The organism is Oerskovia merdavium (genome assembly GCF_014836755.1).
Classification (GTDB): Bacteria; Actinomycetota; Actinomycetes; order Actinomycetales; family Cellulomonadaceae; genus Oerskovia; species Oerskovia merdavium.
The window spans coordinates 205,399-226,107 of sequence record NZ_JACSQF010000003.1 but is presented as its reverse complement, the minus strand read 5'-3'; the positions used below and the strand labels follow the sequence as shown (position 1 = coordinate 226,107).

Sequence of the window (20,709 nt, the reverse complement as noted above, 5' to 3'; positions counted from 1 at the left end):
CCGCCCGCACTGCGGGCGACCGGCCTCTCGTCATGTCCTCGTCACGTCACCCGGGAGGCCCCCGGCGGGGCGACCCGTGCCCGACGACGTACGCTCCGCCGTCGGGCCCTGCCTCACTGCAGGTAGATCTCCGCGCCCGGGCCCAGCGGCAGACCCAGCAGGTACCAGCCCACGAGCAGCGCGGTCCACACGAGCAGCAGCGCGACCGTGTACGGCAGCATGAGCGAGATGATCGAGCCCACGCCGACCTTCTTGCGGTACCGCTCGGCGAAGATCACGATGAGCGCGAAGTACGGCATGAGCGGGGTCGCGACGTTGATCGGCGAGTCGCCCACGCGGTAGGCCGCGACCGCGAGGTCGGGCGAGATGCCGAGCTGGATGAACAGCGGCACGAAGATCGGGGCGAAGATCGCCCACTTCGGCACCACGCCGCCGATGAAGATGTCGATCACGGCCGTCATCGCGATGAGACCGATGATGAGCGGGACCGTCCCGAGGTTCGCCTGCTCCAGGGCGTCGGCCATGTTCACGGCCGCGACCGTGCCCAGGTTCGAGTAGTTGAAGTAGGCGATGAACTGGCTGATGATCAGCAGCAGGAAGATCAGCCCGGACAGGCCCGCGATGGTCTTCGTCATGGGGTTGATGACGTCCATGCTGCCCTTGATCGTCCCTGCGCCCTTGCCGTAGCACAGGCCCATGACGAAGAAGTAGATCAGGATCAGGAAGATGATGCTGCCCATGAGGGGTGAGCCCTCGATGAGGCTGCCGGTCTCGGGGTTGCGCAGCGGCCCCCAGGACGGGAGCGCCAGCAGCAGGATGAGAGCGGTGACGCCGATCAGGCCGAACCCGGACCACTTGAGCCCGCGCTTCTCCGCGGCGGTCAGCTCGCCCGAGGGGGCCGGGGCGGCGGCCCCGCCCGAGTCGTGGTCGTCGGCCGCAGGGGCCTCGTCCTCCCGGTAGGTGCCCAGGCGGGGCTCGACGAACTTCTCGGTCACGAGCGTCGCGACCAGGGTCACCACGATGGTCGAGACGATCGAGAAGTAGAGGTTGCCCGTGATCGAGACGTGCTGCGCGGGGTCCGCGATCGACTCGTTGGTGATCTCGGCGAGCATGCCGTCGATCGGGGTGATGAGCAGGTTCACGCCGAACCCGCCGCCCACGCCCGCGAACGCCGCGGCCAGGCCTGCGAGCGGATGTCGGCCGAGCGTGTGGAACACCGCGGCGGCGAGCGGGATGAGGACCAGGTATCCGGCGTCGGTCGCGATCGAGGACAGGACGCCCAGGAAGACCACGATGAGCGTGATGAAGCGCGCCGGCGTGACCCTGACGAGGCGCTTGATGAAGGCGCCGATCAGGCCGACCTCCTCGGCGAGCCCCACGCCGATCATGGCGACGACGATCACGCCGACGACGCCGAACCCGTTGAAGTTCTCGACCGGCGACGTGAAGATGAACCGGATCCCGTCGGCGCTTAGGAGCGACTCGACCGAGACCGTGACCTGCTCCACGTGGGGGTCTTCGCTCTGGTAGGGCGCGTCCCCGATGAGCTCCTCGCCGCTCGGCTCGACCTGCTCGGCGACCTGCGCCTGGTCGAACGTGACCGAGGTCCCGGCGAGGTAGAACGCGTGCGAGAGCACGATGATGAGGGCGATGAGGCCAAGGAAGATGATGGCGGGGTGCGGGACCTTGTTCCCCACCCGCTCGATCCCGTCGAGCATGCGCTCGAGGGGGGTGCGACGTACGACCGCGGCTTCCGACATGTCGCCCTCTCGTGTCCCGGTCGCCTCGTGCGGGGTGCGCGAGGACTCGGGGGTAAGTATTGCGAGGAGAACGTGTGGACGTGCGGTGAATCACCGGGAGAGGATGATCGGATCCCGGACGAGCGGGTGAGATCTGCGGACCGTCGTCTAGCGTGGGTCGTGAAGGACGGTCGCGACGGGTGCTGAGAGGTGCTTCGTGTGCGGTCACCTGGTGGGGCCCGGCGGGCTCCGACGGGGCGTGACGAGGGCCGGTTCGACCACGGCGCTCGGTTCGCGTACAGTATTCCTTCGGTGGCAGGTGCCCACCCGATGATCTCTGCCTTCTCGGTAGGCTCTCGGGGTGGCGTCGATCACGAAGGGCAGTGGCGCAATTGGTAGCGCAGCGGTCTCCAAAACCGCAGGTTGCAGGTTCGAGCCCTGTCTGCCCTGCAAGGCGTCGTCCCCCCAGGGGCGTGCGCGTAGTCCGGTAACGGGTTACACCACGAAAGGTCAGCATCGGTTTCGGTTTCAACGTCACGTAGTGGGGATGAACAGTGAGCGAATCGCCATCAGAGGCGCTGGGTGCTGAAGGCGTGCGCGCCGGCGGTGACAAGAAGAAGGGCGACGCGAAGAAGGGCAACATCTTCTCGCGGATCGCCCTGTTCGTCCGCCAGGTGATCGCCGAGCTCAAGAAGGTCGTCACCCCCACTCGTTCCGAGCTGATCACCTACACCACCGTCGTCCTCGTCTTCGTGGCCGTGGTCATGGCGTTCGTGACGCTGCTCGACTTCGGGGTCGGCATCGCCGCCCTGTGGGTCTTCGGGGGCTGATTCCCGGAGGGCGCCTCGTGCCGCGAGCATCTCGCGGCACTGCACGAGTACGCGCCCGGAGCGTGAGGACCGTGAGCGGTCCCGTCAATAGCATGTTCGAGTAGTCAGTAGAAAGCAGGTTCGTTCGTGTCCCAGGAGTCGCTGGACCAGGCGGAGAACGTCGATCCCACCGAGCCCGTCGCCGAAGGCGCCGAGGTCGAGCTCGACGCACCCGAGGCTGCCATCGACGAGGTCGAGGCGGACGACGAAGAGCTGGACACCGAGACGGACGAGGAGCCGGCCGAGGCCGACGACGAGCCCCGTGTCGACGAGGACGGCGACATCCTCGACGACCTCGACCCGGTCGAGGAGTTCAAGAAGGACCTGCGCACCAAGCCGGGCGACTGGTTCGTGATCCACTCCTACGCGGGCTACGAGAACCGTGTGAAGGCCAACCTGGAGAACCGCATCCAGAGCCTGAACATGGAGGACTTCATCTTCCAGATCGAGGTCCCCATGGAAGAGGTCGCGGAGATCAAGAACGCGCAGAAGAAGATCGTCCGTCGCGTCCGCATCCCCGGCTACGTCCTGGTCCGCATGGACCTGACCGACGAGTCGTGGGGCGCAGTGCGCCACACGCCCGGTGTCACGGGCTTCGTGGGCCACACCCACCAGCCGGTGCCGCTGACGCTCGACGAGGTCTTCTCGATGCTCGCCCCGACGATCGAGCCCAAGGCCGAGGCCGGCAAGCCCGCAGCGTCGGCCAAGGCCCCCTTCGAGGTCGACTTCCAGGTCGGCGAGTCGGTCACCGTCACGGACGGTCCGTTCGACACGCTCCCCGCGACGATCTCCGAGATCAACGCCGAGGGCCAGAAGCTCAAGGTCCTCGTCTCCATCTTCGGCCGGGAGACCCCGGTCGAGCTGTCGTTCAACCAGGTCGCCAAGATCTGATCCTGTCGGACGACAGCACCTGCAACCGGGTCATCGCCCACGGCGTCGGCCCAGACACAGAAAGCACGGAATCTCATGCCTCCCAAGAAGAAGGTCTCTGGGCTGATCAAGCTCCAGATCAAGGCCGGCGCAGCAACTCCCGCCCCGCCGATCGGCCCCGCGCTCGGTCAGCACGGCGTCAACATCATGGAGTTCTGCAAGGCGTACAACGCCGCGACCGAGTCGCAGCGCGGCAACGTCATCCCCGTGGAGATCACGGTCTACGAGGACCGCTCGTTCACCTTCATCACCAAGACCCCCCCGGCTGCTGAGCTCATCAAGCAGGCTGCCGGCGTGGACAAGGGATCGCCGACCCCGCACACGGTCAAGGTCGCGAAGCTGACCTCCGCCCAGGTGCGCGAGATCGCTCAGACCAAGCTCGAGGACCTCAACGCGAACGACCTCGACGCTGCATCGCTCATCATCGCGGGCACCGCTCGCTCCATGGGCATCACGGTCGAGGGCTGACCCAGCTCCACCCCCAGCCTCCGGGCTGAACCTCATTTTCATGAGCCCGCCGGTCTCTGACCGGCGGGCAGTGGCAGGGTCCGCGCGGATCCGTAGACCACGACTGCTCGACAAGGAGAAGCAGATGGCAACGCGCAGCAAGGCATACCGCGCCGCCGCGGAGAAGATCGACCGCGACGAGCTCTACACCCCGCTCCAGGCGGTTCGTCTCGCCAAGGAGACGTCGCCCACCAAGTACGACGCGACCGTCGAGGTCGCTTTCCGTCTCGGTGTCGACCCCCGCAAGGCGGACCAGATGGTTCGTGGAACGGTCAACCTGCCTCACGGCACCGGTAAGACCGCCCGCGTCCTGGTCTTCGCGAACGGCGAGAAGGCGGAGCAGGCTCGTGCAGCCGGCGCCGACATCGTCGGTGGCGACGAGCTCATCGAGAAGGTCGCCGCTGGCTACACGGACTTCGACTCCGCTGTCGCGACGCCGGACCTCATGGGCAAGGTCGGTCGCCTCGGTAAGGTCCTCGGCCCCCGTGGTCTGATGCCGAACCCGAAGACCGGCACCGTGACCATGGACGTCGCGAAGGCCGTCGAGGACATCAAGGGCGGAAAGATCGAGTTCCGCGTCGACAAGCACTCGAACCTCCACTTCATCATCGGCAAGGTCTCGTTCGACGAGAAGGCGCTCGTGGAGAACTACGCCGCAGCGATCGAAGAGGTCCTGCGTCTGAAGCCGTCCTCCTCCAAGGGCCGCTACATCAGCAAGGCGACGCTCTCGACGACGATGGGCCCCGGCATCCCCGTGGACCCGTCCAAGGCGACGAAGCTCCTCGAGGAGGACGCGGCCTGATCAGCCCGTTCTCTTCCTGACCGACGGCGTCTCTCCCCTCACGGGGAGAGGCGCCGTCGGTCTTTTCGTCGTCGGGGCGTGACGGCGTCCGAGGTGCCGGTCCGTGCGGTGCTGCGTGCCGTCGTCGGGCATAGTTGAAATGTCTGGTATGTGCAGCGGGTGGACCGAATCGCGGCCCGCGCGACGCAGACGTTCACGGCCCCGATCGTCCCGGTTCATCCCTGGTCTGCCTGGCGCGGTCAGAGTGAGGCCTGTCTGGACAGGTGAGTCTCGCGGCTCGTCCGGACACCGCATCCATGACGTGCACCATGACGACTGAAGGGTTGGACATGCGCAAGATCGCACACCTGGCACTCGCCGGGTCGCTGGCAGCAGGGACGTTCCTCGTCCCGGCCGCCGCCTTCGCCGCCGACGGCGAAGCCCCCGTCCTGCAGGGAACTCGTACGGACAAGACCCTCGTGATCGGGCTCGACGGGGCTCGGCTCGACAAGATCGAGGCGGCCTCGACCCCCACCCTCCACGCGCTCATGCAGCGCGGGACCTCGGGTCACAGCCTCCTGTACGCCACGAGCGACGCACCCGAGGTGAGCCAGCGCGGCGCCCAGACGGTGTCCGGCGCGGGCTGGTCGACGATCCTCACGGGCGTGTGGACGGACAAGCACAACGTCCGCGACAACACCTTCGCGGGCAAGAACTACGCGCAGTACCCGAGCTTCCTCGATCGCCTCGAGCAGGTCGACCCGAGCATTGCGACGTTCGCGGCCTCGACCTGGGCCCCGATCACGTCGTCGGCGAGCAACGGCGACATCGTCTCCGACGGGATCGACCTGCGCATCGCGACGGGCTCGGACGTCAAGACCGAGCAGGCCGCGATCACCTACCTCGGGACGCAGAACCCCGACGTGGCGTTCCTCCACCTCGACGACATCGACGGCGCCGGTCACAGCCACGGCGCGGACGCGGCCCAGTACGCCGCCGAGCTCGAGGTCCAGGACGCACGCATCGGCCGCATCCTCGCCGCGATCGACGCGCGGCCCACGCGGGGGCCGAGAGCTGGAACATCATCGTGACGGCCGACCACGGCCACCTGCCGAAGGGCGGGCACGGCGGCCGGGCGCAGACCGAGCGCGCGACGTTCGTCATCGCCGCGGGCGACGGCATCGAGCCGCGCGGTCGCCAGGAGAACCTCGCGATCACCGACATCGCGCCGACGGTCATGCGGCAGGCCGGTGTCGCGGTGGACCCTGCGTGGGGGCTCGACGGCACCCCGATCGGCGACGACGTCTCCGACGACTTCGACTCCCTGCGCCCCGCGCTCGCGCCCCGGGTCGACGAGACGGGCGTCCCGGCCGGGACGCTCGGCTTCACGACGACGCCCCCGACGGGCTGGAGCGTCGACAACTCGGCCATGCCGTCGGGTGGCGTGACCGAGTGGCGCGGTTGGTCGTTCACGACCCAGACGTTCTGGTCGGCGGCCGAGGCGGGCCAGGCGCGGGAGAACTTCACGCGTGGGCGCGACGTGATCGCGGTCGCCGACTCGGACGAGTGGGACGACAAGGCCCACGGCGCGGGGAAGTTCGACTCGACGCTCGTCACGCCCGACTATGCGGTCGCGGGCAAGGAGCAGGCAGTGCTGACGTTCGAGCACTCGTACCGTCATGACCGCGTGCAGGTCGCGGAGGTCCTCGTGAGCTTCGACGGCGCCGCCCCGGTCCAGGTGGCCTCGTTCCCCGCGAGCGACAACGGGAAGCGCGCGATCGTCACCGACGTCCCGGCCGGGGCGAGGACCGCGCAGTACCGCTTCCACTACAGCGGCACGAACGACTGGTTCTGGGCACTCGACCAGGTACGGTTCGCGGCGCAGGGCCAGACCGACCCCGCGGGTGCCGAGGGCATCGCGCTCGAGGCCGTCGTGGAGGAGGTCGTGACCGAGGGCAAGCTCTCGATGACCGTCGCGGGCGACGGCGCGCCCGTGCGGCTCGCGGGCGGGCTCGACGGTGACCACCTGGCGTACACCGCGGCGCTGCCCGTCGTGAGCGTCTCGGACACGCGTCGTGACGCTGCGGGCTGGGCCGTCTCGGGCCAGTCGACCGCGTTCTCGGCGGGGTCGACGACGTTCGGCGCGGACCGGCTCGGCTGGTCACCGCGCCTGGTCGTCGACAAGCCGGGCGTGACCGCCGGGCAGCGCATCGCCTCGGCGCAGGCCGGGGGAGCAGGGCTGTCGACGCCGCAGACCCTCGCGGGGGCCGACGCGATCGGCCGCAAGGGCACGAGCGACGTCACGGCCGACCTCGCTCTCGAGCTGCCGGCCGACACCGCTCCCGGCTCCTACGGAGCGACGCTGACGGTCTCGCTCTTCCCGGTCGACTGACGTCCCGCGCCGCGCTGCCGCTCGCCCCCTTGCGGCCGGCAGCACGGAGCCGCCCGGCTCTCCTTCCCTGGGGGAGGAGAGCCGGGCGGCTCGGTCGTCACGGTGACGGTACCGCCGTCACCGGGGGACGGGGCTCAGCAGGCGCCGAGGTCCTTCCACACGCCCCAGTCGCTCGGTGCCGGGGCGTCGCCGCGGGTCCACCACTTGGCCTGCCAGGTGTGGCCGTTGTGCGCCACGGTGTTGCCACCGGTGTAGATGCTCGAGGCGTCCCACGCCGCGGCCGAGCAGGTGCCCGAGCCGCCGGTGCTGCCGCCCGTCGTCCCGCCGGTCGGGTCCGTGCCGCCGGTGCTGCCGCCCGTGGGGTCGCCGCCGGTGCTGCCGCCGGTGGGGTCGCCGCCCGTGCTGCCGCCGGTCGGGTCGGTGCCGCCGCCGCCCGAGCCGGTGCCGAGGCGGGCGCCCACCGCGGTGGCGAGCGCGTAGTTGTTCTTCTTGTCCCAGTTGATCGACCAGGTCATGACGCCGCCGATCTTGCCGTACGGAGTGGCTGGCTTGAACGTGCCGCAGCCCGTCCCGGTCTCGAGGCAGTCGACGGCCTTGATGACGTTGGCGATGGGCTGGTAGCCGCCGCCGGCAGCGGCCTGGACCGCGGGGACGCCGATGCCGACCTGGTCGGGGCGCAGGCCCATCTCGAGCTGGATGCAGCTGAGCGAGGTGAGGAAGTCGATGCTGCCCTGGCTGTAGACCTGCTGGTTGCAGCCCATCATGGCGCCCGAGTTGTAGTACTGGGTGTTGACGATCGTCAGGATGTCCTTGATCGCGAGCGTGAGCTGGTAGTACCCCATCGAGGTGGCCTGGTAGTCGATGGTCTGCGGTGCCATCGCGATGATGAGGTTCGGTCCGGCCTTGGCCGAGAGCTGGTGCAGCGCGCTCGACATGTACGTCGCGTTGATGCCGTGCTCGAGGTCGATGTCGACGCCGTCGAACCCGTACTCCTGCATCAGGCCGTACGCGGTGTCTGCGAAGTTCTTCGCCTCGGTCGCGTTGGAGACGATCACGTTCCCCTTCTCACCGCCGACCGACAGGATGACCTTGCGGCCCTGCGCCCGGATCGCGGCGATGTCGGCCTTGAACTGGGGCACCGTGTACCCGTTGAGCTCGGCGCTCGACAGGTTGAACGTGATGCCACCGGGCGTGCCGGTCAGGTTGTCGGCGAACGCGACCGCGACGAGGTTGTACGCAGCCGGGATGTCGCTCAGCGGCATGACGACCGAGCCGTTGTTGAAGTTGTGCCAGTAGCCCGTGAGCCACTGGTGGCCGGGAGCGGCTGCGGCGGCGACCGTCGCCGGCTGGGCGGCGGGCAGCGGTGCGGCCTGGGCGCTCGTGCCGGCGAGCGCGAGGCCGCCGAGCGCGACGGTCGCGGCGGTCAGCGCCGCGAGCAGACGAGCCGGACGGCGGGTGCCGTCGGCGGGGTGGCGAAGGGTTCTCACGTGTAGCTCCTCTAGCAGGGGGTCCGGGACGTCGTCGTCTCACCGGGACCGTCGGAGTGGACCGGTCGTGGTCGGTCAGGCCGACCGTACGTGACCTGGGTCACGCGTGTGATGAGGGATTCCACGACTCTCTGCGCCCTGTCCATACGTGGATCCCCGTACGGGTCACGTACCCGTAGTGGCTCTGCGAGCCTGCCCGACGGCGCAGCGGGGGCCGGGGCCGCGCAGTCGCCCGAGGTGTCGGCGGGATCGTTCGGGAAAGATCTCACGAGCGTGTATCAAACGCGACGAACCTCCCTCCCTCCCAGCAGGAAGAGGTCCGACGACCAGTCGGCCTGTCCGTCGAGAGTGCCGCGAGAGCGGGTCGGAGGGAGGTGCTGCTATGGCGGAAATGCTTGTCCCACCTGCACGAACACCTCTAGACTCGGGTTCCCCCGAAGTACCCGAGCACGACCGAGAGCAGACGGCGCACCCAGCCATGACACGGATCACCGAGGACGTCCCGGAAGTCGACGAACCGGAGGTGAGCCTCGGCGATCGAGCCGCGGCCGCTCTCCTCGACTATCGGGAGGGCAAGCACCAGGCACTGGCCGACTTCGTCAAGGAGGCGACCCCGCTGCTGTGGCACACGGCGCGGGCGCAAGGTGCCGACCGAGAGCACGCCGACGACGTGGTCCAGAACACCTGGATGGCGCTCGTGCGCAACGCTCACAGCATCCAGGAGCCGCACGCGGTGCTCAAGTGGCTCCTCGTGACCGCCAAGCGCGGGGCGTGGGAGGTCGTCCGCAAGCAGCGCGACGACCAGAAGCGCCGCACCGAGCTTCCCGACGACCTGCTCGACGGCCCTGTCGGCGCGCTGCCGTCCTCTGACCCCACCCCGGAGACCCAGGTCCTCGAGGTGGAGCGAGACCGCCACCTGTGGCGGGCCGTCCTCCAGCTGCCGGACCGCTGCCAGCAGTTGCTCCGGCTGATCTCGTTGGCGGACCGCCCTGACTACAAGTACATCTCGAGCGCCATCGGTATGCCGGTGGGAAGCATCGGATCCAACCGCGGGCGCTGCCTGGCCAAGCTCCGCGACATCATGGAAAGCGATCAGGGGGACAGGACATGGGAAACATCATGAGCGCGCCGATCGGATACAGCCCCGACGACCCGTTGGACACCGTCGACCTCGAGATCCTCGCGGACCTCGCGCGGATCAGCGCGATGCTCGACCCGGTACCCGGGGGTCTCGTCGAGAGGTCGCTCTTCGCGATCACGTTGGCCGGCCTCGAGGCAGAGGTCATGGAGCTCGAGTACGTACGCGTACCGGAGATGTCCGTCCGCGGTGAAGCGCCGCCGGTCGAGGCACGGACCATCACGTTCACGGCCGAGTCGCTGACCGTGATGATCACGCTCTCGACCCGGGACGACACCAGGATCAGGATCGACGGCTGGGCTGCGCCCGCTGGAGAGCTGGCGGTCGAGCTGCACCGCCCGGACGGGATGGTCTCGACCACCACCGACGAGGACGGCCGGTTCGTGTTCGAGGACGTCGCCCCCGGCCCGGCGAGCCTCCTGCTGCGGACACCCGGCGCGGACGGCGACGCAGTGACCACGCCCATCATCGAGCTGTAGCGAACTCGCGACACCTACTTCACGCGCCGGCGGCCCACCGCCTCGGCGGTAGCCCCCTTCGTGCATTGGAGCACCGATGAGTGAGACCCCAGAGCAGTCGGCCACGCCGCCCGTCCCGCCGGGCGGACGGCCCTTCGGGGACCGGCCGAGCCGGCTGCAGTGGCGAACGCGGACTCTCGACCCGATCACCGCGCCGCGTCGGGCCGGGCAGTCCTCGCCGCACCCCACGTGGTACGTGGGGGACCGGGTCCTGGTTCCAGAGTCTCCGGACGACCTGACCGGCAACCGTTCGCTGCGGTGGCTCGAGGAGGCTGCGGAGAAGTTCGACCTGACGGTCGAGGTCGAGGAGGCCAGCAAGAGCGACGCGGAGCTCATCACCCGGGCGAGGCTCGATCGTGAGACGACCCGCGACCTGCGACGCGTGTTCGGGCTCTCGGCTCGCCTGCGGCAGAAGGGCGGCAGCGAGGGGGAGCTCCCGGACGCGTGGAAGGTGATCGAGAAGCTCGGCGGGCGCCTGTGCCCGGACGACAAGTGCAGCCCACGGGTTGGCCTCGACCACATGATCGCGCCGTCGGCGGGACCGGCCATCGGTGGCCAGCCGTACACGCAGCCGTTCCCCTACACGCAGCCCTTCCCGTACACGCAGCCCTTCCCGTACACGCAGCCCTTCCCGTACACCCAGCCCTTCCCGTACACCCAGCCGTTCCCGGTCACGGGTACCGCAGAGTACGCAGCCCCCGGCTCGGGCGGTCGGACCCCGGTGAACTGGGTAGGGCCCGTCCCAGCGCGTCGCCTGGCGGTCGGAGACGACGAGTACACGGCGGCCGACGGGACGCGTCGACCCGTGGTCGCGGTCCTGGACACCGGCGTGGGGGCGCACCCTTGGTTCGACGCGTCCCTCGAGTCGCGCGGGACGATCGTGGTGCGGGACCCCGAGCTGCTCGGAGAGCCGCTGTCCGTGCTGCCGGAGACGGAGTACGAGTACGAGGACCCGGAGATCGGTGGCGTGTCGATCTCTCCCTTGACGGGCCCGCTCGACCCTGTCGCCGGGCACGGAACCTTCATCGCCGGCCTCGTCCACCAGAAGTGCCCTGATGCGGTCATCCTGGCCCCTCGCCTCTACGGCGGTGCCGGGGTCATCCCGGAGCGAGACCTCCTGCGCTCGCTGCGCCGGGTGCTTCTCTGGCACGTGCTCGGACTCGTCGGTCGGAAGGGCTACTCCCCGATCGACGTCCTGGTGCTCTCGCTCGGGTACTACCACGAGCGACCCGAGGACGCGGACTTCGACGCCCCGTTCGGCACCGTCCTGCGGGCGCTCCGGCGCTACGGGGTGCTGGTCGTCGTCTCGTCCGGGAACGACGGGCAGACGAGGCCGAGCTATCCCGCGGCCTTCGCACCGAGGATCGATCGTCGACAGACGCCGCCCGTACCGCTCCCGGGCGTCGCTCTCCTGAAGGACGAGCCGCCCGTGCTCACGGTCGGGGCCCTGAACCCGGACGGGACGACCGCCCTGTTCAGCAACGACGGGCCCTGGGTCACCTGCGTGCGTCCCGGGGCGGCGCTCGTCTCCACCGCTCCGACGACCATGGACGGCGCGGTCGCCCCCACCCGTTGGCTCAAGGAGCTCTGGTCGGAGGGCAACCGCGCCACGATCGACCCGGAGGGCTTCCAGGGCGGGTTCGCGAGCTGGAGCGGCACGTCGTTCGCAGCCCCCGTGCTGGCCGGCGAGCTCGCGTCCTACCTGCTGGACGACTCCGCGGCGGACCCGACGTCACCGAGCGCGCTGGTACCGGGTGAAGGAGCTCCGGGACGCTGCGCGTGGCTGTGGGAGTCCATTACCCTGGCCACTGGACTGGTCCCCACGGAGGTGACCGCGGAATGAGGTGACGGCGTGACGCGCAGCGTTGGTCAGACCCTGCGCGCACGCCTCGAGTTCGCGTCGGCCACCAATGCCCGGGGGCGTCACGCAAGGGCCGCTCAGCTCTACCGCACTCTCCTCGCGGACCTCGAGGAGCCGGCCTTCGAGACGGACCCGGACAAGAGCTACGCGCACGTCCGGGCGCTCATCGGTCTGGCGATCTCCAGGTTCGAGTACGAGGGCGATGTCGACCGCTCGCTGGATCTCCTCGAGGAGGCCCGGGCGTGGGTCGAGGCCCACGGGCCCGAGGACCTCCAGCTCGTGGTCGGCGGGCAGCGCGGTCTGCTCCGGCTGCGCACCGGACGGGTCGTCGAGGCGGTCGAGGAGATGGATGCCGCTGCTCGATTCATCGACGTGGCCCGCCCGCTCGATGCCGCGGTCCTCCTCCTCAACCGGGGGTCGCTGCACCTCGAGCTGGGCAACCTTGGTCGGGCCGAGTCGGACCTCGCCGAGGTGGTCCGTCGTGCGGAGGACCTGGGCGATGCGCTGCTCGCGTCCAAGGCGCAGCACAACCTCGGATACGCCAAGTACCTCGGGGGCGACCTGCCGAGCGCTCTGCGTGACATGGAGGAAGCCGCGAGAGGCGCTCCCGACCGGCACGCGTCGGTCGGTCTCATCGACAAGGCCCAGGTTCTTCTGGAGGCAGGACTGCTCTCGGACGCGGACGCGACGCTCGCCGAGGCGCGCGAGCACCTGGCCCGCAACCGGATGGTCCGGGACGTCGCCGAGGTCGAGCTCTTGCGCGCTCAGTGCCTCGTGGGGCTGCGCCGCTACGCGGAGGCGCAGCGTCAGGCCCGTGCCGCAGCGGCCCGGTTCGACCGCATCGGCAACGATCCCTGGGCTGCACGGGCTCGGGTGGCCGAGCTCCAGGCGCGGCTGGCCGAGGACCGGTCGGTCGGCGTCTCGATCGGCGTGGCCCGGCGGAGGGCCGCTCGCGCGCTCGCGCTCGCAGACGTCGGGACGTCGCTCGGCGCGGCCGTCGGCCGGGGGGTGACCGTGCCCGCCCAGCTCCTGGCTGCCGAGTGGTTCCTCGCGGCGAAGGACCCTGCGGGCGCGCGCGAGGTCCTCTCTCAGGTGCCGGGTCACCTCGGACGTGTGGCGCTGCCGCTGCGTCTGCAGCACCAGGCCGTGACCGCCCAGCTCGCGTTCGCCGCGGGTGAGCGCGGAGCGGCGCTGCGTGCGGTGCGCCGGGGCCAGCGCATGCTCGCCGAGCACCGGGAGGGGGTGGGGTCCGTCGACGCCATCACAGCCTCGGCGGTGCACGGCGTACGCCTGGGGCACGTGGACGTGGCCGCGGCCCTTCGCACCGGACGTGCCTCCGCGCTCCTCGACGCCGTCGAGCGTGGGCGTGCGACCGTCGCCGGCAGCGGGAGGGTCCGGCCACCGTCGGACGTCGAGTCCGCCGAGCTCCTCACTCGCGCACGCCAGGAGATCGAGTCGGCCAGGCTCCTGGGAGCGAACCCCTCGGGCGAACGTCTGGAACGTCGACGTACGCACCTGAGCGAGGCCCGTCGGTTGCAGGAGGCCGCGAGACGTCGGGCCTGGCAGGAGGGAGGGGGAGCCGCGACGCCGACCGCCGTCACCGCCCGTCGCCTGCGCAGCGCCTTGACGTCGAGGAGCTCGTCGACGGTCGTCGCGGACTTCGTGGTCGCGGACGAGTCGCTCCGTGTGCTGCGTGCGGACGCATCCGGTCTGAGCATGGTCCGACTGGCACCGATGGTGGAGATCGGTGAACGGATCCGACGCACCCGGGCAGACCTCGACGTCCTGGCGAACGACCTGATCCCCGCACCTATGCGCGCAGCGGCCCGCGCCTCGCTCGAGCGCGGCCTCGCCTGGCTCGATCGCGAGCTCCTCGCCCCGATCGACGCGCAGGGCGACCTGCACGTCGCCGCTCGCGACCTTCTCCTGGCCGTCCCGTGGTCGTCGCTCCCGTCCAGGGTCGGTCGCCGGACCTGGGTCAACTCCTGGATCGACCTGCAGGAGGCAGCCCCTGTACCGGCCGATCCGGACGTCGTGGTCGTGGCCGGACCCGGCTTGCGCGCGGCCGAGGCGGAGGCCGAGGCGGTGGCCGGTGCGTGGGGCAGCGCGACGCTCCTGTCCGGTGAGGACGCGACGTGCGCGGCGACGATCGAGCGGCTTCCCGGGGCGGGGGTCGTCCACCTCGCGACGCACGGCAAGCACGAGACCGACAACCCGTTGTTCTCGTCGTTGCGGCTCGCCGACGGTCCCTTGTTCGCCCACGAGCTCGACGGGGTGGACCTCCGAGGTGCCGTCGTCGTCCTCTCGGCGTGCGAGGCAGGTCTGTCGTCGGTCCGGATCGGTGGCGAGCCGCTCGGCCTCACGAGCGTCCTGCTCCGGCTCGGGGCGAGGGCCGTCGTCGCGAGCGTCGCTCCGCTGCGCGACGACGTCGCCGCACGGGTCATGCCCGGGTTCCACGGTGAGCTGCGCGCGGGGGCCGCGCCGGGAGAAGCACTCGCGACAGCTGTCGAGCGTGAGGACGAACCCGTGCCCCTCGTCTGCTTCGGGCCGCTCGCGCTCTGACCCAGGGAAGAGCCATCCATAGACATGTCGTTGACGTCAAACTAGTGTCGGCCTGGACCATGAAGCGGTTCATGGCAAACACAGGGAGTCACGATGAAGAAGTTCTTGAAGCGCGCTGCAGTGTCCACGTTCCTTGCTTCGACGACGGTTCTCACGGTTGGGGCAGCGATCGCTGCGGCAACGCCGAAGACCGGTAGCCACTGACCTGAGATTCGTGGGAGGCGCTTTCCTGTCGCGATGGTGGCAGGAAAGCGCGTTCCCTTCTGTAGATCGTCTCTGACCGGGAAGCGGGCCTGATTGACTGGGCTCGCTCGGCGAGGATGGGGGGTTGGCAAACTGCACGTCACGGGGTGGGTCCCACAGCGCTGCGCTCCGGCCGTTGCTCCGGGCGCTCATCGTAAGCGCCGCCCCCGCTGCGGGTCATGCCCAGGTTGCACGCGGAGTTTGCTCAAGAGCCACGCCGGGGGAGGCGCTCGCACGCGCGATCCGTACCGAGGACGAACCCGTGCCCCTCGTCTGCTTCGGACCGCTCGCGATCTGACCCGCGCGTGCGGTGCGCCGCCCGCCTGAGCCGTCCGGAGCGCGCGGTGCGCGGCGCCGTCGGGCCGGATTTGGACCACACGCCCGCGTCACGTACTCTGTTCCAGTACCCAAGACCGCCGGTCGTACCGTCCTGCCCGCTGACTCGTCAGCTGCAGTCCGGACCGAAGTCCCGCAGAAGTGCGGAGGCCAGCGCAGGTGAGAGTTCACGGAGCGGGCGAGAGCCTGCACTTCGAGCCCCGCGCCTGCGCGGGGCTCTTCTCGTCTCCGCAGGACCTCACCCCCCAGGGCCCCCGCCCTGCGGAGACCGGTGGCACCACCACCGGAAGGATTGCCATGGCGAGGCCGGACAAGGCAGCCGCAGTCGCAGAGCTCACGGAGAACTTCCGCGAGTCGAACGCGGCCGTGCTGACCGAGTACCGCGGGCTCACCGTCGCGCAGCTCAAGCAGCTGCGTCGGTCGCTCAGCGGCAACGCAACCTACGCCGTGGTGAAGAACACGCTGACCGCCATCGCGGCCAAGGAAGCCGGCATCGAGATCGACGCCGACTTCAAGGGCCCCTCGGCCATCGCCTTCGTGACCGGTGACCCGGTCGAGGCGGCCAAGGGCCTGCGTGACTTCGCCAAGGCGAACCCCGCACTGGTCATCAAGGGCGGTGTCCTCGACGGACGCTCCCTGACCGCTGCGGACATCACCAAGCTCGCGGACCTCGAGTCCCGCGAGGTCCTGCTGGCCAAGCTGGCCGGCGCGTTCAAGCAGCCGCTCTACCAGGCGGCATACCTGTTCAACGCGCCCGCCTCGCAGGCCGTTCGCACCATCGATGCCCTGCGCCTCAAGCAGGAATCGGAGAGCGCTGCAGCCTGACCCTCCTCGGAGGATCACGCAGCACGCACACACCCCCTCTGCTTCCAGCAGGGCTCTGTGGATCGTTGACAGGGCCGCTGCCGAGCACCAACCGAAAGGACCGCCATCATGGCGAAGCTCAGCACCGAAGAGCTCATCGAGCAGTTCAAGGGCCTCTCCCTCATCGAGCTCTCTGAGTTCGTGAAGGCGTTCGAGGACGCTTTCGAGGTCACCGCAGCCGCTCCGGCCGCCGTCGCCGTTGCGGGCCCCGCGGCCGCTGCCGCCGAGGAGGTCGAGGAGAAGACGGAGTTCGACGTCATCCTCGAGGCTGCCGGCGACAAGAAGATCCAGGTCATCAAGGAGGTGCGTGCCCTCACGAGCCTCGGCCTGAAGGAGGCCAAGGACCTCGTTGACGGCGCCCCCAAGCCCGTCCTGGAGAACGTCGCCAAGGACGCTGCTGACAAGGCCAAGGCTGCCCTCGAGGGCGCCGGCGCAACCGTCACCGTCAAGTGATCACTGCCCTTCGGGGCGGTATCGCATGACAGGTCGCCTCGCGCGACCTGACAGGTAGCACAGGCGACGAGGCCCGCACCCTCCGGGGTGCGGGCCTCTCGTCGCTTGTGCGTCTCCCGGCCCGACGCCGGAGCCCACCTTCCAGGAGAAGGTGACAGGCGCCGTCGGGCAGGGATCTTTTTCGTGTTCTTGGGCGGCATATGGCGGCCACCGAGAAGATGTCCTCACCGGTCCGGTGGGGGAGTGGAACGCGGCTCGACAACGGTCTTGACAGGCCGTGATTTGGCGTCGCTGGACACGCTTGACCGGACCGGGTATGCTAGCGCTTTGCGCTCGCGTGTGCCCTCGGCACCCTCTGAACTGCCCGAACCGTCTTCGGTGTGCGTCCATCGTGCACCACGGCAGCCTCAGGGGGAAGAGGTCCTCCAGCCACGCAGCGTACAGCGTGCAATCGATCTGCAGGGAAGGACCCCTCTTGGCTGCCTCGCGCACCCCTTCTGCTCCGTCCGCCGACGCTATCGCGAACCGCACCGCTTCCCGGCGCGTCTCTTTCGCCAAGATCTACGAGCCTCTCGAGGTGCCCGACCTGCTCGGGCTCCAGACGGAGAGCTTCGACTGGCTGCTCGGCAACCCGGCGTGGCGCGCACGCGTCGACGCCGCGGCTGCTGCCGGTCGCCAGGACGTCCCCGCGACGTCGGGTCTCGAGGAGATCTTCGAGGAGATCTCCCCGATCGAGGACTTCGGCTCCTCCATGTCTCTCTCCTTCTCGAACCACCGTTTCGAGCCCCCGAAGTACACGGCCGAGGAGTGCAAGGAGAAGGACTTCACCTTCGCCGCACCGCTCTTCGTCACCGCGGAGTTCGTGAACTACAACACCGGTGAGATCAAGAGCCAGACCGTCTTCATGGGCGACTTCCCGCTCATGACCGCGCGCGGCACCTTCATCATCAACGGCACCGAGCGCGTCGTCGTCTCGCAGCTCGTCCGTTCGCCCGGCGTGTACTTCGAGCGCCAGGCCGACAAGACGAGCGACAAGGACATCTACTCCGCGAAGATCATCCCGTCGCGCGGTGCGTGGCTGGAGTTCGAGATCGACAAGCGTGACGCCGTGGGCGTCCGCGTCGACCGCAAGCGCAAGCAGTCCGTCACGGTGCTGCTCAAGGCCCTCGGCGTGACCGAGTCGCAGATCCGCGAGGAGTTCGCGGACTTCCCGGCCGTGCTCGACACGCTCGAGAAGGACCACGTCCACACCGAGGAAGAGGCGCTCGTCGACCTCTACCGCAAGATCCGCCCGGGCGAGCCGCCCACGGTCGAGGCCGGTCGCTCGCTCCTCGAGAACTTCTACTTCAACCCCAAGCGCTACGACTTCGCGAAGGTCGGCCGCTACAAGGCGAACAAGAAGCTCGGCGTCGACGCGCCCCTCGCGGACTCCACGCTGTCCGTCACGGACATCGTCGCGACGATCAAGTACCTCGCGGCCCTCCACGCAGAGGTCACGACGCTCCCCGGCACGCGTGCCGGCGAGCCCGTCGAGATCCGCGTCGAGACCGACGACATCGACCACTTCGGCAACCGTCGTATCCGCGCCGTGGGTGAGCTCATCCAGAACCAGGTGCGCACCGGTCTCTCGCGCATGGAGCGTGTCGTGCGCGAGCGCATGACGACCCAGGACGTCGAGGCGATCACGCCGCAGACCCTGATCAACATCCGCCCCGTGGTGGCGTCGATCAAGGAGTTCTTCGGCACCTCGCAGCTGTCGCAGTTCATGGACCAGAACAACCCGCTCGCCGGCCTGACGCACAAGCGTCGTCTGTCCGCGCTGGGCCCGGGTGGTCTGTCCCGTGACCGCGCCGGCATGGAGGTCCGTGACGTCCACCCGTCGCACTACGGCCGCATGTGCCCCATCGAGACCCCTGAAGGCCCGAACATCGGTCTGATCGGCTCGCTCGCCTCCTACGGCCGGATCAACCCCTTCGGGTTCATCGAGACGCCGTACCGCAAGGTCGAGAACGGCAAGGTCTCCGACGAGGTCGTCTACCTGACGGCCGACGACGAGGACCGTTACGTCATCGCCCAGGCGAACACCGAGCTCAACGTGGACGGCTCGTTCCGTCAGGAGCGCGTCCTGGTCCGCACCAAGGGTGGCGAGACGGCTGACGTCCTCGGTACCGAGGTCGACTACATGGACGTCTCGCCGCGCCAGATGGTGTCGGTCGCGACCGCCCTCATCCCGTTCCTCGAGCACGACGACGCCAACCGCGCACTCATGGGTGCCAACATGCAGCGTCAGGCCGTGCCCCTGGTCCGTTCCGAGGCCCCGCTCGTCGGGACCGGCATGGAGCGTCGTGCAGCCATCGACGCCGGTGACGTCATCGTCGCCACCAAGCCCGGTGTCGTGACCGAGGTCTCGGCCGACATGATCGTCGTCGCCAACGACGACGCGACCACGACGAGCTACCGCGCGGCCAAGTTCCGCCGCTCGAACCAGGGCACGTCGTACAACCAGCGTGTCGTCGTCGACGAGGGCGCACGCGTCGAGGTCGGCTCCGTGCTGGCCGACGGCCCGGCGACCGACGAGGGCGAGCTCTCGCTCGGCCGCAACCTGCTGGTCGCGTTCATGTCCTGGGAAGGCCACAACTACGAGGACGCGATCATCCTGTCGCAGCGCCTCGTGCAGGACGACGTCCTGTCCTCGATCCACATCGAGGAGCACGAGGTCGACGCCCGCGACACGAAGCTCGGCCCCGAGGAGATCACGCGGGACATCCCGAACGTCTCCGAGGACGTCCTGGCGGACCTCGACGAGCGCGGAGTCATCCGCATCGGTGCAGAGGTCGGCGCGGGCGACGTGCTCGTCGGCAAGGTCACGCCCAAGGGCGAGACCGAGCTGACCCCCGAGGAGCGCCTGCTGCGCGCCATCTTCGGCGAGAAGGCCCGCGAGGTCCGAGACACGTCGCTCAAGGTCCCCCACGGCGAGTCCGGCACCGTCATCGGCGTCCGCGAGTTCAACCGTGAGGACGGCGACGAGCTGCCCGCCGGCGTCAACCAGCTGGTCCGCGTCTACATCGCGCAGCGACGCAAGATCACGGACGGCGACAAGCTCGCCGGCCGTCACGGCAACAAGGGTGTCATCTCGAAGATCCTCCCGGTCGAGGACATGCCCTTCCTCGAGGACGGCACCCCTGTGGACGTCATCCTCAACCCGCTGGGTGTCCCCGGTCGTATGAACGTCGGCCAGGTCCTCGAGACCCACCTCGGGTGGGTCGCCAAGCAGGGCTGGGACATCTCGCAGACGGACGGCGCAGCAGGCGAGGGCGACCTCTCCTGGAAGGAGCGCCTCCCCGTCGTCGCGGCATCGTCCGAGCCCGGTCGCCCCGTGGCCACCCCGGTCTTCGACGGCCTCGAGGAGGAAGCCCTCACGGGTCTGCTCTCCACGACGCTGCCGAACCGTGACGGCAACCGCATGGTCGGGCGCGACGGCAAGGCCCGTCTGTTCGACGGCCGCTCCGGCGAGCCGTTCCCGGAGCCGGTCTCCGTGGGCTACATGTACATCCTGAAGCTCCACCACCTGGTGGACGACAAGATCCACGCCCGCTCGACCGGTCCGTACTCCATGATCACGCAGCAGCCGCTGGGTGGTAAGGCGCAGTTCGGTGGACAGCGTTTCGGCGAGATGGAGGTGTGGGCGCTCGAGGCTTATGGCGCGGCGTACACCCTCCAGGAGCTGCTGACGATCAAGTCCGACGACGTCCCGGGCCGTGTCAAGGTCTACGAGGCGATCGTCAAGGGCGAGAACATCCCCGACTCGGGCATCCCGGAGTCCTTCAAGGTTCTCCTCAAGGAGATGCAGTCGCTGTGCCTGAACGTCGAGGTGCTCTCCAGCGACGGTGTCTCCATCGAGATGCGTGAGTCGGACGACGACGTGTACCGCGCTGCCGAGGAGCTCGGCATCGACCTCTCGCGTCGCCCCAACGCAGCATCCAGCATCGACGAGATCTGATCTCGGAAGCGGGGGGGGGGGGGGGGTGG

General features: G+C 69.2%; 15 protein-coding genes and 1 tRNA gene. 14 read left to right on the top strand and 2 right to left on the bottom strand.

Annotation, left to right across the window (positions count from 1 at the left end; translation table 11 throughout):
• Window positions 1–113: 113 nt before the first annotated feature.
• Window positions 114–1,760: an AbgT family transporter gene (locus H9641_RS04655; protein ID WP_191801434.1), complete on the bottom strand. Its 1,647-nt coding sequence runs from the start codon at window positions 1,758–1,760 to the stop codon at window positions 114–116.
• Window positions 1,761–2,116: 356 nt separating this feature from the next.
• Between H9641_RS04655 and H9641_RS04650 the strand changes: the two genes are divergently transcribed.
• From H9641_RS04650 to H9641_RS04620, 7 genes are all read left to right on the top strand, one after another.
• Window positions 2,117–2,189, top strand: a tRNA-Trp gene (locus H9641_RS04650).
• A gap of 104 nt (window positions 2,190–2,293) precedes the next feature.
• Window positions 2,294–2,569 (top strand): preprotein translocase subunit SecE, encoded by a 276-nt coding sequence (secE, locus tag H9641_RS04645; protein WP_191801432.1) that lies wholly within the window; start codon window positions 2,294–2,296, stop codon window positions 2,567–2,569.
• 126 nt (window positions 2,570–2,695) lie between these two features.
• Window positions 2,696–3,499: a transcription termination/antitermination protein NusG gene (gene nusG, locus H9641_RS04640; protein WP_191801430.1), complete on the top strand. Its 804-nt coding sequence runs from the start codon at window positions 2,696–2,698 to the stop codon at window positions 3,497–3,499.
• A 75-nt stretch (window positions 3,500–3,574) separates the two neighbouring features.
• Window positions 3,575–4,006 (top strand): 50S ribosomal protein L11, encoded by a 432-nt coding sequence (rplK, locus tag H9641_RS04635; RefSeq protein ID WP_191801428.1) that lies wholly within the window; start codon window positions 3,575–3,577, stop codon window positions 4,004–4,006.
• A 124-nt stretch (window positions 4,007–4,130) separates the two neighbouring features.
• Window positions 4,131–4,847, top strand: a complete 717-nt coding sequence (rplA, locus tag H9641_RS04630) for a 50S ribosomal protein L1 (protein WP_191801426.1) — start codon at window positions 4,131–4,133, stop codon at window positions 4,845–4,847.
• Between the two features lie 329 nt (window positions 4,848–5,176).
• Window positions 5,177–5,917 carry an alkaline phosphatase family protein gene (locus H9641_RS04625; protein WP_191801425.1) on the top strand — a complete coding sequence of 247 codons (741 nt, stop codon included), beginning with the start codon at window positions 5,177–5,179 and terminating at the stop codon, window positions 5,915–5,917.
• A complete protein-coding gene (locus H9641_RS04620) occupies window positions 5,914–7,218 on the top strand; it encodes a hypothetical protein (RefSeq protein ID WP_191801424.1) in 1,305 nt (434 codons plus the stop codon). Before H9641_RS04625 ends, H9641_RS04620 begins: the two co-directional genes overlap by 4 nt.
• A 134-nt stretch (window positions 7,219–7,352) precedes the next feature.
• Here H9641_RS04620 and H9641_RS04615 read toward each other — a convergent pair whose 3' ends face one another.
• Window positions 7,353–8,705: a glycosyl hydrolase family 18 protein gene (locus H9641_RS04615; protein ID WP_318244375.1), complete on the bottom strand. Its 1,353-nt coding sequence runs from the start codon at window positions 8,703–8,705 to the stop codon at window positions 7,353–7,355.
• 478 nt (window positions 8,706–9,183) lie between these two features.
• Here H9641_RS04615 and H9641_RS04610 point away from each other — a divergent pair, with 478 nt between their 5' ends.
• From H9641_RS04610 to rpoB, 7 genes are all read left to right on the top strand, one after another.
• Window positions 9,184–9,828, top strand: coding sequence for an RNA polymerase sigma factor (locus H9641_RS04610; protein WP_191801423.1), 645 nt, complete (start codon window positions 9,184–9,186; stop codon window positions 9,826–9,828).
• Window positions 9,825–10,322 (top strand): carboxypeptidase-like regulatory domain-containing protein, encoded by a 498-nt coding sequence (locus tag H9641_RS04605; RefSeq protein WP_191801422.1) that lies wholly within the window; start codon window positions 9,825–9,827, stop codon window positions 10,320–10,322. Before H9641_RS04610 ends, H9641_RS04605 begins: the two co-directional genes overlap by 4 nt.
• 76 nt (window positions 10,323–10,398) lie before the next feature.
• Window positions 10,399–12,204 carry a S8/S53 family peptidase gene (locus H9641_RS04600; protein ID WP_191801421.1) on the top strand — a complete coding sequence of 602 codons (1,806 nt, stop codon included), beginning with the start codon at window positions 10,399–10,401 and terminating at the stop codon, window positions 12,202–12,204.
• A gap of 9 nt (window positions 12,205–12,213) precedes the next feature.
• Window positions 12,214–14,784, top strand: a complete 2,571-nt coding sequence (locus H9641_RS20610) for a CHAT domain-containing protein (protein WP_191801420.1) — start codon at window positions 12,214–12,216, stop codon at window positions 14,782–14,784.
• Between the two features lie 876 nt (window positions 14,785–15,660).
• Window positions 15,661–16,188 (top strand): 50S ribosomal protein L10, encoded by a 528-nt coding sequence (gene rplJ, locus H9641_RS04590; protein ID WP_030151947.1) that lies wholly within the window; start codon window positions 15,661–15,663, stop codon window positions 16,186–16,188.
• Between the two features lie 108 nt (window positions 16,189–16,296).
• Window positions 16,297–16,680, top strand: a complete 384-nt coding sequence (rplL, locus tag H9641_RS04585) for a 50S ribosomal protein L7/L12 (RefSeq protein ID WP_030151946.1) — start codon at window positions 16,297–16,299, stop codon at window positions 16,678–16,680.
• A gap of 475 nt (window positions 16,681–17,155) precedes the next feature.
• Window positions 17,156–20,680 carry a DNA-directed RNA polymerase subunit beta gene (rpoB, locus tag H9641_RS04580; protein WP_056762583.1) on the top strand — a complete coding sequence of 1,175 codons (3,525 nt, stop codon included), beginning with the start codon at window positions 17,156–17,158 and terminating at the stop codon, window positions 20,678–20,680.
• Window positions 20,681–20,709 lie beyond the last annotated feature (29 nt).